We start from the raw sequence: 14553 nt of genomic DNA on the forward strand, positions 1-14553 counted from the left end.
TTAACTCGAAGGAGACACGCGTGTCCAATTTCATCGTTCGCAAAGTCGCCGTGCTCGGCGCTGGCGTGATGGGTGCACAAATTGCTGCCCACTGTGCCAATGCCAAAGTGCCCGTGGTGCTGTTTGATCTGCCCGCCAAAGAAGGCCCCAAGAATGGCATCGTTGACAAAGCCATTTTGAACCTCACCAAACTGAAGCCGGCCCCATTTGGCGCGAAAGACGTTGCGCAATATGTGCAAGCTGCCAACTACGAAGAGCACCTGGAATTGCTGCAGGGCTGCGATTTGGTGATCGAAGCCATTGCCGAGCGCATGGACTGGAAACACGACCTGTACAAAAAAGTGGCGCCGCACATCAACGCCAACGCAATTTTTGCGACCAACACATCGGGTTTGAGCATCTCCAAGCTGAGCGAAGGTTTTGATGCAGAACTGAAGAGCCGCTTCTGTGGTGTTCACTTCTTCAACCCACCCCGTTACATGCACCTGTGCGAACTCATTCCATTGAGCACCACACGCCAAGACATTCTGGACAATCTGGAAACCTTCCTGACCACCACCTTGGGCAAGGGAATTATTACTGCCAAAGACACGCCCAACTTCGTGGCCAACCGCGTGGGCGTGGCTGGCATGCTGGCCACCATGGCTGAAGCGCAAAAGTACGGCATTCCATTCGACATCGTTGATCAACTGACCGGTTCCAAACTGGGCCGTGCAAAATCAGCCACATTCCGCACCGCCGACGTGGTGGGTCTGGACACCATGGGCCATGTGATTGCGACTATGCAAAACACATTGCCCAACGACCCGTTTGCACCCAGCTATGCAACACCTGCCGTGTTGAAAACCCTGGTTGAAAAAGGCGCACTGGGCCAGAAAACCAAAGGTGGCTTCTTCAAGAAAGAAGGCAAGCAGATCATGGTGTTCGATGCCAACACCAGTGGCTATGTGCCTTCTGAAGGCAAGGCCGACGAAGCAGTGCTGAAAATTTTGAAGAACCGCAATGTGGCTGAACGCATGGCTGCACTGCGCGCTTCCGAGCACCCACAAGCCAAATTCCTGTGGGCAATTTTCCGCGACGCCTTCCATTACATCGCATTCCACCTGAATGAAATTGCAGACACCGCGCGTGAAGTTGATTTCTCACTGCGCTGGGGTTATGGCTGGACAGAAGGTCCATTCGAAACCTGGCAAGCCGCAGGCTGGAAGCAGGTTGCCCAGTGGGTGAAGGCCGACATCGATGCAGGCGAAGCCTTGTGCAAAGCACCTTTGCCAGCTTGGGTATTTGAAGGCCCGGTTGCTGACAATGGCGGCGTGTACAGCACCGCTGGCGCATTCAGTCCCGCAAGCAATTCATTCGTACCCCGCAAAGATTTGCCGGTGTACCAGCGCCAAATTTTCCGCGCCAAAGTGTTGGGCGAAACAACCGTGACTGGTCACAACGGCGGCACCACGATCAAAGAAAACGACGCGGTTCGCATTTGGACTGCACCTGGTCATGATGACGTGTTGATCTTGTCCATCAAAACGAAAATGCACGCGATTGGCCCCGATGTAATCACTGGCACCCACGAAGCCATTGCCCTGGCCGAGAAAAGCTACAAGGGTTTGGTGTTGTGGAGCCCGGATGAGCCCTTCTCCGCAGGTGCCGACCTGCAAGCCATGTTGCCTGCATTTATGCAGGGCGGTGGCAAGGCCATCGAACCCATGGTGGCTGAATTCCAGAAAGGCACTGCGGCGCTGAAATACGCACAGGTTCCAACCGTGGCCGCCGTTACTGGCCTGGCTTTGGGTGGTGGTTGTGAATTCGCAATTCACTGTGCGGCACGCGTGGCCAACCTGGAAAGCTACATGGGCCTGGTGGAAGTGGGCGTAGGCCTGATCCCCGGCGGCGGTGGCTTGAAAGAAATCGCTGTCAATGCCGGCCTGGCTGCCCAAAAAGCAGGCTCAGCCGATGTATTGGCTTTCCTGAAAGACGGCTTCATGACCGCTGCAACCGCCAAGGTGGGCACATCGGCCATGGAATGTCGCGACCTGGGCTTCATCAAGGAATCTGACACAATCGTTTTCAACAGCCATGAACTGTTGTATGTCGCCATTTCACGCGCACGCGCCATGTTCGACGGCGGCTATCGCCCACCCCACAAGATCAAGGGTGTGCCAGCCGCAGGCAAATCAGGCTACGCCACGATCAAGGCGCAGCTGGTCAACATGCGCGACGGTGGTTTCATCTCTGCTTACGACTTCCACTTGGGCTGTGTGATTGCCGAAGTGGTGTGCGGTGGCGAAATTGAAACAGGCTCCTTGGTGGATGAAGAATGGTTCCTGAACCTGGAACGCAAGCACTTCGTGAAGTTGCTCGACAACCCCAAGACACAAGAACGAATCATGGGCATGCTGCAAACCGGCAAGCCAGTGCGTAACTAATTAAGGAGAGCAAACATGGCTCAAACTTGTAAAGATGTTTACATCGTCGCTGCAACGCGTACCCCAATCGGCAAGGCCCCGCGTGGCGTGTTCAAAGACACTCGCCCCGATGACCTGCTGGTGCACGCCATTGCCAGCGCCATGGCCCAGGTGCCAACGCTCGACCCCGCATCCATTAATGATGCAATCGTAGGTTGTGCATTCCCCGAAGGCGAGCAGGGCATGAACATGGCCCGTATCGCTGTGTTGCTGGCAGGTCTGCCCAACACCGTGGGCGGCGTGACCATCAACCGCTTCTGTGCATCGGGCATTACCGCGGTTTCAATGGCCGCCAATGCAATCGCCATGGGCGAAGCCGAAGTGATGATTGCAGCCGGCGCTGAAAGCATGAGCATGGTGCCCATGAGCGGCAACAAGCCCAGCTTTAACAACGCAATTTTCCAGAAAGACGAAAACCTGGGTATTGCCTACGGCATGGGCATGACTGCTGAAAAAGTAGCGCAGCAGTGGGGCATCAGCCGCGATGCACAAGACGAATTCGCCTTGAACAGCCACAAAAAAGCAATCGCCGCTCAACAGGCTGGCGAGTTCAACGATGAAATCACACCGTTTACCGTTGTAAAAGCCACGCCCGATCTGGCTTCTGGTGAAATCAAAACCAGCACAAAAGGAGTGAAGCTGGACGAAGGCCCCCGTGCCGATTCTTCCATTGAAGGCCTCACCAAGCTTCGCCCTGTGTTTGCGGCCAAAGGTTCAGTTACTGCGGGTAACAGCTCACAGATGAGCGACGGCGCAGGCGCACTTATTCTGGCTTCTGAAGAAGCCGTGAAGCGCTACAACCTGACCCCCTTGGCCAAGTGGCGAGGTTTTGCAGTGCGCGGTGTGCCTCCAGAAATTATGGGCATCGGCCCCAAGGAAGCGATTCCCGCCGTGTTGAAAACCGCAGGTTTGAAAACCAGCGACATCGACTGGTTTGAATTGAACGAGGCGTTTGCTGCGCAATCGCTGGCTGTAATGAAAGACCTGGAGCTCGACCCCGCAAAAGTGAACCCCATGGGCGGCGCAATCGCCTTGGGTCACCCGCTGGGTGCAACTGGTGCAATTCGTGCAGCCACCGTGGTGCATGCACTGCGTCGCCACAACCTGAAATACGGTATGGTAACCATGTGTATCGGCACCGGCATGGGTGCAGCAGGCATCTTCGAACGCGTGTAATTTCGGCGCGAATAAAAGCGGGTGTGGGTGCAAACCTTCACCCGTTTTTTTTAGTTCTAACAACAAAAACAGACAGGGAATACGGCAGTGGATATTCAAACAGAAACCAGCAATGGCTTGATGACCATCACCATCAATCGGCCAGAACGCAAGAACTCTTTCACCAACGCCATGTACACCGCGCTGGCGGATGCATTTCGTGATGCCACGCACAGCAGTGGCGTGAAAGTGGTGTTGCTCAAAGGCCATGAAGGCTGTTTTTCTGCGGGCAACGACCTGGGCGATTTTCTGAACAACCCACCCACCGATCTCGACGCACCGGTGTTTCGTTTTCTGCGCATGATTTCCGTATTCCCCAAGCCCGTGGTCGCGCAGGTTCAAGGTTTGGCGATCGGCATTGGCACCACTGTGCTGTTGCATTGTGATTTGGTGTACGCGGCAAGCACAGCGAAGTTTTCCATGCCCTTTGTGAAATTGGGCTTGTGCCCGGAAGCAGCGTCCAGCCTGTTGTTGCCCATTTCCGCCGGCTATCAAAAAGCGGCCGAGCTGCTGTTGCTGGGCGATATCTTCACCGCCTTGAAAGCTTATGACACCGGCATTGTTTCCGATGTGCTTGAACCTGAAACTTTGGATGCACACGTGCAAGCGCAAGTGAAAAAACTGCTCGACCTGCCACTCACCAGCCTGCTGACCACCAAGCGTCTGATGAAGTCTGTGAACAAATCAGCAATTTCAGAGAAAATGGCCGAAGAAGGGCATTTGTTCATGAGCATGATTCCGCAAGCCCCGGCGCAAGAAGCGTTCAAGGCGTTTGGCGAAAAACGCGCGCCAAATTTCAAGCAGTTCGAAAACTAATCCAATCCGCACCAAAGGCTAAGCATGACCGTTGCACTTTCCGAAATTCTGTCCAGCCGCCGCCTGAGCGGTGACACAGTCACGTTCACCGCCACAGAGGACTGGATGCAAGGCCGCACCATGTTTGGTGGGTTTTTGTCAGCCCTTGCTGTGGTCGCCATGCGCGACACCTTGGGTATCGACATGCCTTTGCGTGCATTGCAAACCAATTTTGTGGGCCCCGTGCCCGCTGGTGATGTGGTGTACCGCACGCGTTTGCTTCGGCAAGGCAAAAGCGTCAGCCAGGTGCAATGCGAAATTTACAGCGATGAAACACTGGCTGGTTTGGTGGTGGGTGTATTCGGTGCTCCGCGTGAAACCGCGCTGCCGGTGTTAACCCCGAAGCACCAACCCTTGCCCAAAGCGGTCGGCGATGTTCCCGCCTTGCCCTTCATTCCAAAAATTACACCCAACTTTTTGCAGCATGTTGAAATGCGCTGGGCCTTGGGCAGCATTCCTTACATGGGTAATCCGTTTTGGGAAAGCGGCATTTACATTCGTGCCACCGACAAAAATCTGAGCCCTGAAGTGCTGATTGTGATGCTCAGTGATGGTCCACCCACGCCCTGCCTAAGTCACTTTAAAGGCCCTGTCATGGCCAGCTCAGTGAGTTGGTCACTTGAGTTGCCGCCCATTCCTGCCAATATTGACAGTGAGGGCTGGTTTCAAATCGACATGGAAACCAAAGCCGTCTCCGACGGCTACGTGAATCAAAGCGCCAAGCTGTGGACTCCCGATGGTCAACTGGCCTCGCTGGGTTATCAAGTGGTCGCGGTTTACGGTTAAACGTTCAGGGCTGATTTGCGTGTTCACTGAACTTTCGTTTTTTCTGAGCTGTCGAAATCACGAAGGAGACAGTTGAACCATGAAACATGCACTGCACACAGTCGGAATGTTTGTTCTGTTTTTCCTGGTTTCGCCAGTCAAAGCAGAGTCTTTGCGGTGTTCACAGGGCAGTGCCTATGAGGGGGACAGTCGGGTGTCCGTGCTCTATAAATGCGGGCAGCCAGCACTGAAAGATACTTTTTGTGATCCAGTGTATTTTCCCGGTACCCTGCAACCTGTTCCCTCTCCGTTTGCGCAATCGGTGGTGCCATGCCTGCCAGTCGAACTGTGGGTGTACGACAGGGGGCAGGGGAATCTGATTGCCACTGTTCGCTTTCGCGGGGGAGTGGTCCAGTCCATTTCATATGGGCGACAACCACAATAATTCTGTGAAATTATTTCTATCAACGAATCAGGCTGGGCACGCGCCGGTCGCCTTGGGCATGCTTTCATGAATCACGCAAATAAACGGTTTTCGGTTTTTCTGGTTTGGCTCTTGGTGTGGCTGGTGGGATCCCTGCTGGGTACCTTGGTGCAATCTCAAGTCAATTTACAGGCGCTTCAAGGGTTGGGCGTGGCCATTCCATTGGGCACGCGGTTTTACACCACCGTGCACGATCTCGGGAACTTCTCGCCGGTTTATGCAGTCATTTTCGGGTGCAGTTTTGCGGTATCTCAGGCCGTCGCATTGCTGTTTACGCGTTTCACCGGCACTGCATGGCGTACCTTTTGGTGTGTTTTCGGTGCTGCCCTGGGCCTGTGGGTAACTTTCAAAGTGGTCGACATGATTGCACCAATGCCAATACTTATTTCATCCACCCGCACCGCTGGCGGCATGTTCTCCATGCTCGCAGCTGCAGCCGTGTCGGGTGCCTTGTTCGCTAAATGGTCTTCTCGCAAACTGTCGGCCAGTCCAGCAATTCTCGCCTTACTCATCGCCGGTGTTGCGCTGCCACCCGAACAGGCTCAGGCTCAATCTGGCAAACCTTACAGGATCGAGACTTTCGCCAATGGCCTGGATAGCCCTTGGTCCATGGCCTTTTTGCCAGACGGCCGCGCGCTGATCACTGAAAAGCCAGGCCAGCTGCGCTTGGTAGCGGTCGATGGCAAATTGGTCAACACCCCAATCACGGGTGTACCGAAAGTGTTTTATGGCGGTCAGGCGGGTTTGTTTGATGTTTTGCCTGCCCACGATTTTGCGCAAAGCCAGCAAATTTTTCTCAGTTATGCTTGCGGCACTCGCAGTGCAAACCATCTTTGTGTCGCCAGTGCCAAGTTTGGTGAAAATAGTCTTGCGAATGTCAAAGAAATTTTCCGTTCCCAAATGGCAAAATCAGGCAGTGCCCACTACGGTGGGCGCATGGCATGGCTGCCCGACAATACCTTGATCGTGACGCTGGGTGATGGTTACAGCTACCGCGAGGAGGCGCAGAATTTATCGAATCACCTCGGGAAAATTGTTCGGCTCAATGCCGACGGCTCTGTGCCCAAAGACAATCCGTTCGTAGGGCAGCAAGGTGCCAAGCCTGAAATTTACAGCTATGGTCATCGCAATGTTCAGGGCTTGGCCTACGATGCCGTCAACAAACGATTGATCGCCCACGAGCACGGCCCGCGTGGTGGTGACGAAGTGAACGTAATTACTCCGGGTACCAATTACGGCTGGCCCAAAGCCACCTACGGTATCGATTACACCGGCGCCCAAATTTCGCCCTACAAAGAATACGAGGGTACCCAGCAACCCGCAATCTACTGGGTGCCGTCCATCGCGCCCTCCGGCATCACCGTCTACAACGGCGACATGTTCCCTCAGTGGAAAGGCAACTTGTTGGTGGGTGCACTCAAGGCCCAGCAAGTGAGTCGGGTGGTGCTAAAAGGCAACAAGGCTTCTGAGGAAGAAGTATTGTTCAAAGAGGTGGGGGCGCGTTTTAGAGACATTCGCACAGGCCCCGATGGTGCAATTTACCTGTTGACTGACAGCTCGGATGGTAAGGTGCTTCGCGTCACTGCGCGCTAAGCCTCAACGAGCAGTTGTGTTTACCTGCTCCCTTGTTTGGGCTAGTCTTGTGCAACAAGGGGGCACCATGGAAATTGTTTTTAAAGCAGGCAACATTATCGAGGCGCACATTGTTGCCGGTATGTTGAACGCCTGTGAAATACCCACTTATGTGGGTGGCCATTTCCTGCAGGGTGCAGTTGGCGATCTTTCCCCCACCGGCTTTGCCAATGTTTTTGTTGCCTCCGAGCATTTCGATCAGGCGGCGGCATTGGTTGCCGACTACGAAAAAAACGACCTGTGTTCTGGCGATTTGGTCACGTCTCCACGTTTCGTCCATTCGTTCTAGGAGAATAAAATGAGTCTGTTAGTCTTTTTGTTGGTGGGTATTGTTGCGGGCTGGTTGGCTGGCAAGTTGGTTCGGGGTGGTGGTTTCGGTTTGATCGGCGATCTGGTCGTTGGTGTCATCGGTGCTTTTGTGGGTGGCTTTCTCTTCAACTCACTGGGGGTGTCCAGTGGCGGTGGTCTGCTGGGAAGCATCGTGGTTGCCACTGTTGGTGCAGTGGTGTTGTTGATGTTGATTCGCTTGATCAAGCGGGCTTGACCTCGGCTTAACCGTCTGCACACTTCGGGGCGTGGTTTGGCGCTATACTTCGTTCCCGATCTGCCCCTTTCCTCAGGAACCTCATGGCGCTCAAATCCACCGATATGGCTAAAAATATGGCCAAAAAACTTGATGGTTCACTGAAATCTGAAAGTCTTCCCGACCGTTTCGGTCAAGCTTCAAAAGTGCAAAACAACAAACGCGAGCGCGCTGCAGAAATTCCTGCCAGCAAGCTGGTGCCGGTTAATTACCGTCTGCCCGCCGATTTGGTAAGTCGCCTGCGCGAACACGCGGTGAGTACCGATGAAGGTATTAATCAGGTGGTTGCAACTGCCTTGAATGACTGGCTGAACACCCAAACAAAAAAATAATGTGTGCTTGCCAAGAATGAAAGCCCGCTTTCTGCCTGTTTTTTGTCAGGAAAGTCAGCGTATTTTTCCTTCCGATTAATATCGATTTGCAAATTAATTTTCTAATAATCCATTCCTTCATTGCCTCTTTCGGGGGTATTTAGTTTTGTCCCGGAACGGTATTGTTTTTTCAGTGTCGGTGACGCTGCATTTTTTCATTTGAACTTCTCTCCGAATGGCTCATGCTGTGGTTTCTGCGTATATGGAAAACCACAATTGCTGCACGTCACGGGCATGCTGATACTCCATCCACCTGCGCGAATATGTGTGGAAATTCAATAAGAAAAACAGCTGTCGCAGTTGACATTCTGATACCAATCACAAGGAGAGTTCCGTGAAGAAATCGATTAAATCCGTATTGGCAGTTGCCCTGTTGGGCTTGATGGGTTCCGTGCAAGCCCAGGATGCTTACCCATCCAAAGTCATCACCATGTTGATTCCATTTGCAGCGGGTGGCCCAACTGACACGGTTGGTCGTTTGATTGCACAGTCCATGTCCAAAGATCTCGGTCAACAGGTGATTGTTGAAAACCTGGGCGGTGCTGGTGGCACCCTGGCTGCCGGCAAAGCAGCCCGTTCAGCACCTGATGGCTACAACATTTTCTTGCATCACATTGGCCAGTCCACTGCGCCTTCGCTCTACCGCAAATTGTCTTACAACGCATCGACCGACTTTGAAACCATTGGTTTGGTCACTGACGTGCCCATGACCATTGTGGCCCGTGGCAACATGCCTGCGAAAAACATGCAGGAATTGCTGGCTTACATCAAAACAAACAAAGACAAAGTAACTTACGCGAACGCAGGTATTGGTTCTGCTTCTCACCTGTGCGGTATGTTGTTCCAGACTGCTGTGGGCGTGGACCTCACAACCGTGCCTTACAAAGGCACTGGCCCAGCCATGAACGATTTGTTGGGCGGTCAGGTCGACTTCATGTGTGACCAAACCACCAACACCACCAGCCAAATCAAGGGCGGAAAAATCAAGGCCTACGCTGTAACCACCAAAAAGCCAGTTGCCTCCTTGCCCGATTTGCCAACGCTGGACAAAGCAGGCTTGCCCGGCTTTGAAGTGGGTGTATGGCACGGTTTGTATGCTCCCAAAGGCACACCCAAGCCCATCATCGATCGCTTGAGCAAGTCTTTGCAAACTGCCTTGAAAGATCCCGCAGTAATTTCACGTTTTGCTGAATTGGGCACCGAGCCAGTGCCCCAAGATCAGGCCACACCTGCTGCACACCGCAAGCATCTGGATGCTGAAATTGCACGCTGGAAGCCAATTATCGACAAAGCTGGTCAGTACGCTGACTGATCTATTCTGAGAACCTAAAATGCCAAAAGATTTAAGAGACTTTTGGGCTGGGCTGCTGTACCTGATTATCGGTGCAGCAGCTTTGTACATGGCTGCTGACTATGAAATGGGCACAGCCATCAGCATGGGCCCTGGCTATTTCCCCAAAGTATTAAGTGGTTTGCTCATTTTGATCGGCGCTGCCTCATTGATTCGCTCCTTCATAGTTGAAGGCGAACCTTTGAAAGGCTTTGCCTTCTCGAAAATTTTATACGTCACCATTTCCATCGTGGTTTTTGCCGTGTTGGTGGAAGGTGCAGGTCTTGCAATTGCAGTCATGGCGGTGTTCGGTATTTCTGCGATGGCCAGCAAATTTTTCAATTGGAAGTTCACCCTTGTGATTGCTTTTGGCGCCGCTATTTTTTGTAGCCTCGTGTTCGTCAAAGGCCTGGGTATTCCGCTGCCCATTTTTGGGTCTTGGTTTGGAATGTAAACATGGAACTTCTTGCTAATCTTTCAATTGGTCTTGAAACAGCCTTCACGATCAATAACCTGTTGTTCTGCCTGATTGGTGTATTTTTGGGCACCGCAATCGGCGTATTGCCCGGCTTGGGTCCCACAGCCACCATTGCCATGCTGCTGCCAATCACCTTCGGTTTGCCGCCAGTGTCATCGCTCATCATGTTGTCTGGAATTTATTACGGCGCGCAATATGGGGGGTCCACCACGGCTATCCTTGTTAACCTGCCAGGCGAATCGTCCTCGGTGGTCACTGCGCTTGATGGCTACCAAATGGCTCGTCAAGGCAAAGCGGGCAAGGCTTTGGCCACTGCAGCAATCGGCTCTTTCGTAGCTGGTACTTTCGCAACTGTGTTGCTGGCTTTGTTTGCACCACCTTTGGCTGAAATCGCCTTGCAGTTTGGTGCTGCCGAGTACTTCTCACTCATGGTGGTAGGTTTGGTCGCCTCTGTAGTGCTGGCCAGCGGTTCTTTGCTGCAAGCCTTTGGCATGATCGTGCTTGGATTACTCATGGGCATGGCTGGTACCGATGTGAATTCGGGCATGGAACGCTACACCTTCGATACACCCTACATGGCCGAGGGCATTAACTTTGTGATTCTGGCCATGGGTATGTTTGGCTTGGGCGAAATCATCAAGAACCTCGAAGAAGAACACCTGCGCTCTGCCATGGTGTCCAAGGTTCAAGGGTTGCTTCCCAACAAAGAAGACCTCAAGCGTATGGCCTGGCCTATCGTTCGCGGCACTGGTTTGGGTTCCTTGCTCGGTATTTTGCCCGGTGGTGGCGCCATGTTGGCCTCGTTCGCTTCTTACTCCATCGAGAAGAAAATCTCGAAAACACCGGAGCAGTTTGGCAAGGGTGCTATTGAGGGTGTTGCCGGCCCCGAGTCGGCCAACAATGCGGGCGCACAAACTTCGTTCATTCCTCTGCTGACCCTGGGTATTCCGTCCAACCCGGTCATGGCCCTGATGATCGGCGCCATGATCATTCAAGGCATTACCCCGGGTCCCGCGGTCATGACCGAGCAGCCAGCCTTGTTCTGGGGCATCATTGTTTCCATGTGGATCGGTAACCTGTTCCTCGTGGTCCTGAATCTGCCCTTGATCGGTATCTGGGTGAAAATGATCTCCGTGCCGTATCACTTCCTGTACCCCATGATTCTGGTGTTCTGTTGTATCGGGGTATTCAGCTTGGGTAACAAGCTGTTCGATGTGTACCTGTTGGCAGGTTTCGGTGTCTTGGGCTACATTTTCTCGAAATTGAGGTGTGAACCTGCGCCTTTGTTGCTGGGCTTTATTTTGGGTCCAATGATGGAGGAGTACTTACGCAGGGCTTTGTTGCTCTCGCGTGGCGATTTCTCGGTGTTGGTGACACGCCCAATCAGTGCAACCATGCTGGCCATTGCAACCATTGCCCTGATCGTGGTGTTCATGCCTTCTATTCGCAAAAAGCGGGAAGAAGCATTCCACGAAGAATAAGTCTGAAACAGACGCACCGTGATTTAGGGCCACTGAAGCATTGTTTCAGTGGCCCTTGTTTCTTCCATGCACGTCTTCAGTATGAATTGAGTTGCATTGTGTTGTATTATCCATGTCGTAGCCCAGTAGCATTTGGACAGTACGAATGGACAGTCAGTTTCCCGCCGCATCCCCAGAAGAATCGAATTTCGGTGACAGCAAATTAGACCCGAATCAGGTCGTTCCCCTTTACCACCAAATTTATCTGATACTGCGAGAGCGCATTATCGAAGGTCACTACGACACCAAGCCATTGCCCGGTGAATTGGTGCTGGCCGAGCAGTTCAATGTGTCCAGGGTCACCATGCGTCGAGCACTTCAAGACTTGGTCAAAGAGGGTTTGGTTGCGAGGGGGCGAGGCAAGGGCACATTCGTCAAGCCGCGCACCGAGTCACGCAATTCTTCGGTGGGGCAAAGCCAGTTGCTGAGTGCATCGGCTATGCGTCTGCAGGCCAGCGGCGATTCTTCCGATTTACAACTCATCACCTCCAAGCGCATTTTGCCGCCACCCGATATCGCGACGCTTTTGCACTTGCCCAGCGATGCCATTGTCGAAAAACTGATTCGCATTCGTCAGCTTGATGGTCAGCCCGTGGCCCACTTAACCAGTTTTATTCCTCAAGATTTGTCAGGGCGCATTTGCCGTCGCCGTCTGCGGGAGTTTCCAATACTGGTGCTGCTTGAGGAAGCTGGGGTCAAAGTGGCCAAAGCCCGTCAAACCATTTCTGCGAGGCTCGCCGATGCCTCGGTGGCGTATGCCCTGGGTGTCCCCGTGGGTGCACCGTTATTGGCTATTTCGAGAGTGGCTTATGACGAAAACGGCAGACCTGTGCAGGTGCTTAAAGGCCTGTATCGCCCCGATCGGTACGATTACCGAATTGAGTTGTCGCGCAAGCAGGCCAAGGGTCAAAGCTCCTGGCAGCATGTGAATGAAGTCGAGTTTGCATTTGAAATGCATCAACAAGACCTCACGCACTTCTAAAACGGGTTTTGTTATTTAAGTGGGTCCACAGGGCGGGAATTCCGGTTCTCGTCTACCGCCACATAGGTGACATACGCCTCAGTTACTTTGGCTACATCATCTGGTTTCAAGCGACGTTGGGCAAATACCTCCAAATAAATTTGCATCGAGGTTCTGCCCACTTTCACCACTTCGGCATAAAAACTGCACAAATCACCCACAAACACGGGTTCCTTGAAAATAAATTCGTTCACCGCCACGGTCACAATTCTGCCTTTGGCATGTGCTGTGGCGGGTACAGAACCAGCCAGATCCACTTGCGCCATAATCCATCCGCCAAACACGTCGCCCGACGCGTTGGAGTCTTTCGGCATCGGAATAACCCGGATCACGGGTTCTCGGTCGACGGGTAACAAAATTGGTTTGGGTGTGTTCATGTTCAGGCGCTTTGTTGTTGGTTTAGCCGTTGATTGTAACGCTGGGCGCCTAGAGTCTGCATTTCATTCTAGGTGCTCGCTACCAACCCAATTTCATGAAACAGACGATAATGGTTTTTTATTGAGTCCATGAGTTGAGGAAGTGATGGCTGCAGGTTGGGTAACGGTGTTGCAAATGGTGCCTTGGGGCGAGGTCATTAAAAATGCGCCCAAGGTCGCCGATGGTGCGGTCAAGCTGTGGAACAGCGTGTCCAAGAAAAAGGTTTACGATGAAAACGGCAGTGAGGTGACCGATGTGCTTGTGGCCACTGATATTGCCGCAGTCGAACAACTGGAGCACCGCCTTTATGCCGCGGAACAAACCATTTCCGATTTGCAGGCCCAGGTGGTTCAATCCGCTGAGGTGATCAAAGAATTGGCCAGTCAAAATACACAGCTGGTGGCACAAATTGAATCCAACCGCAAAGCCGTCACTGTGCTGGGTGTGGCTTTGGCCTTGGCAATTTTGGCTGGCTCGGTTCAGGCGGTGATTCTGTTCAGCGCCTGAACCTGGGTATGGCGGCTCTCAGGCTGATTTCTTGCCGCCGTGTTCATCGTCCAGTGCGTCTTTGGCCATTTTGTCGATAACAGCTGGTACGAAAGGTTTCAGCTTCAGTCCCAAACGTCCTTTCGCGGTCATCACCCATTCGCGTTTGCGTTCAACCATCGCGTCCACAATCTCGTTGATGCATTGCTCAACAGTCATGGCACCTTTTTCGCGCAGGCCCGAAACACCGGCCCGTTCGCCATTCGGGTTCAAGCCGTTGCGGCGAATTTCGGTGTCCACCACACCCGGGAAAATGGCGCATACATCTACGCCAGTGCCCATCAGCTCAATGCGTAATGCTTCCATAAAACCACTCATTGCAAACTTGCTGGTGCAATAGGTGGTGCGGGCAGGTACGCCAGTTTTACCGGCCAGGCTGGAAACGCCGACAATCAAACCTTTGGATTTTTTGATGTGAGGCAGGGCCTTGTGAGTAATCCAAACCATACTCATCACGTTCACGCGGAACAGTCGCTCAAAGGTGCCCAAATCGGTGATGTCTTCAAACCAGGCGTGCATTGAAACACCCGCATTGTTCACAATCATGTCAATGCCGCCAAAGGCTTTCACAGACTCTTCCACCAGGTTCTCGCATTGGGCCTGTTCCATCACGTCACAGGCCACACAGTGCACCTGGCCGCCAGCCGCTTCAACCTGCTTTCCAACTTCCTGCAGTTTTTCCAGTCGGCGTGCTGCCAACACCAGTTTGTTGCCCGGAGCCAGTTTGATAGCCAACGCGGCACCAATGCCCTCGGATGCACCGGTAATTACGATCACTTTGTTCTGAATACTTGCCATTTGAAATTGTCTCCTGCGTTTTTGATTGGCTGGGCGAATGGTAGCATTGCCCATCGCCTCTTTTTTTGTACCG

At 52.9% G+C, this 14553-nt stretch carries 16 protein-coding genes; 14 read left to right on the top strand and 2 right to left on the bottom strand.

Going from position 1 to position 14553, the window contains the following annotated elements; all coding sequences use genetic code 11:
- Positions 1-20: 20 nt before the first annotated feature.
- From B4N58_RS01240 to B4N58_RS01295, 13 genes are all read left to right on the top strand, one after another.
- Complete coding sequence (locus B4N58_RS01240; protein WP_291745097.1) at positions 21-2426, top strand: 3-hydroxyacyl-CoA dehydrogenase/enoyl-CoA hydratase family protein; 2406 nt, start codon at positions 21-23, stop codon at positions 2424-2426.
- Positions 2427-2441: 15 nt separating this feature from the next.
- Complete coding sequence (locus B4N58_RS01245; protein ID WP_291745099.1) at positions 2442-3641, top strand: acetyl-CoA C-acyltransferase; 1200 nt, start codon at positions 2442-2444, stop codon at positions 3639-3641.
- Positions 3642-3728: 87 nt separating this feature from the next.
- The gene (locus B4N58_RS01250) at positions 3729-4496 is read left to right on the top strand and encodes an enoyl-CoA hydratase (RefSeq protein WP_008249548.1); all 768 of its coding nucleotides are present in this window, start codon (positions 3729-3731) and stop codon (positions 4494-4496) included.
- 24 nt (positions 4497-4520) lie between these two features.
- On the top strand, positions 4521-5321 hold the full coding sequence (locus B4N58_RS01255; protein ID WP_291745102.1) for an acyl-CoA thioesterase: 801 nt from the start codon (positions 4521-4523) through the stop codon (positions 5319-5321).
- Between the two features lie 106 nt (positions 5322-5427).
- On the top strand, positions 5428-5745 hold the full coding sequence (locus B4N58_RS15630) for a DUF2845 domain-containing protein (RefSeq protein ID WP_373567551.1): 318 nt from the start codon (positions 5428-5430) through the stop codon (positions 5743-5745).
- A 66-nt stretch (positions 5746-5811) separates the two neighbouring features.
- Entirely contained in the window at positions 5812-7377 is a 1566-nt protein-coding gene (locus B4N58_RS01260) for a PQQ-dependent sugar dehydrogenase (RefSeq protein ID WP_291745104.1), read from the top strand.
- A gap of 67 nt (positions 7378-7444) precedes the next feature.
- The gene (locus tag B4N58_RS01265; RefSeq protein WP_008249556.1) at positions 7445-7705 is read left to right on the top strand and encodes a DUF2007 domain-containing protein; all 261 of its coding nucleotides are present in this window, start codon (positions 7445-7447) and stop codon (positions 7703-7705) included.
- A gap of 9 nt (positions 7706-7714) precedes the next feature.
- Entirely contained in the window at positions 7715-7960 is a 246-nt protein-coding gene (locus B4N58_RS01270; RefSeq protein WP_008249557.1) for a GlsB/YeaQ/YmgE family stress response membrane protein, read from the top strand.
- An 83-nt stretch (positions 7961-8043) separates the two neighbouring features.
- A complete protein-coding gene (locus tag B4N58_RS01275) occupies positions 8044-8331 on the top strand; it encodes a hypothetical protein (protein ID WP_291745107.1) in 288 nt (95 codons plus the stop codon).
- A 421-nt stretch (positions 8332-8752) separates the two neighbouring features.
- Entirely contained in the window at positions 8753-9682 is a 930-nt protein-coding gene (locus B4N58_RS01280; protein ID WP_414673830.1) for a tripartite tricarboxylate transporter substrate binding protein BugD, read from the top strand.
- Positions 9683-9701: 19 nt separating this feature from the next.
- On the top strand, positions 9702-10154 hold the full coding sequence (locus B4N58_RS01285; protein ID WP_008249560.1) for a tripartite tricarboxylate transporter TctB family protein: 453 nt from the start codon (positions 9702-9704) through the stop codon (positions 10152-10154).
- 2 nt (positions 10155-10156) lie between these two features.
- Positions 10157-11659, top strand: a complete 1503-nt coding sequence (locus B4N58_RS01290; protein WP_008249561.1) for a tripartite tricarboxylate transporter permease — start codon at positions 10157-10159, stop codon at positions 11657-11659.
- Between the two features lie 145 nt (positions 11660-11804).
- Positions 11805-12680 (top strand): GntR family transcriptional regulator, encoded by an 876-nt coding sequence (locus B4N58_RS01295; protein ID WP_008249562.1) that lies wholly within the window; start codon positions 11805-11807, stop codon positions 12678-12680.
- A gap of 11 nt (positions 12681-12691) precedes the next feature.
- Here B4N58_RS01295 and B4N58_RS01300 read toward each other — a convergent pair whose 3' ends face one another.
- Complete coding sequence (locus B4N58_RS01300; protein WP_291745113.1) at positions 12692-13096, bottom strand: acyl-CoA thioesterase; 405 nt, start codon at positions 13094-13096, stop codon at positions 12692-12694.
- Positions 13097-13241: 145 nt separating this feature from the next.
- On the opposite strand from B4N58_RS01300, the gene B4N58_RS01305 reads away from it, so the two are divergent.
- Complete coding sequence (locus B4N58_RS01305; protein ID WP_008249564.1) at positions 13242-13643, top strand: hypothetical protein; 402 nt, start codon at positions 13242-13244, stop codon at positions 13641-13643.
- Positions 13644-13661: 18 nt separating this feature from the next.
- Here the strand turns inward: B4N58_RS01305 and B4N58_RS01310 are convergent, their stop codons facing one another.
- On the bottom strand, positions 13662-14480 hold the full coding sequence (locus tag B4N58_RS01310) for an SDR family oxidoreductase (RefSeq protein ID WP_008249565.1): 819 nt from the start codon (positions 14478-14480) through the stop codon (positions 13662-13664).
- Positions 14481-14553: the final 73 nt, after the last annotated feature.

Origin of the sequence: Limnobacter sp. UBA3528 (assembly GCF_002377005.1) — a bacterium.
In the GTDB taxonomy this organism is placed as follows: Bacteria; Pseudomonadota; Gammaproteobacteria; order Burkholderiales; family Burkholderiaceae_B; genus Limnobacter.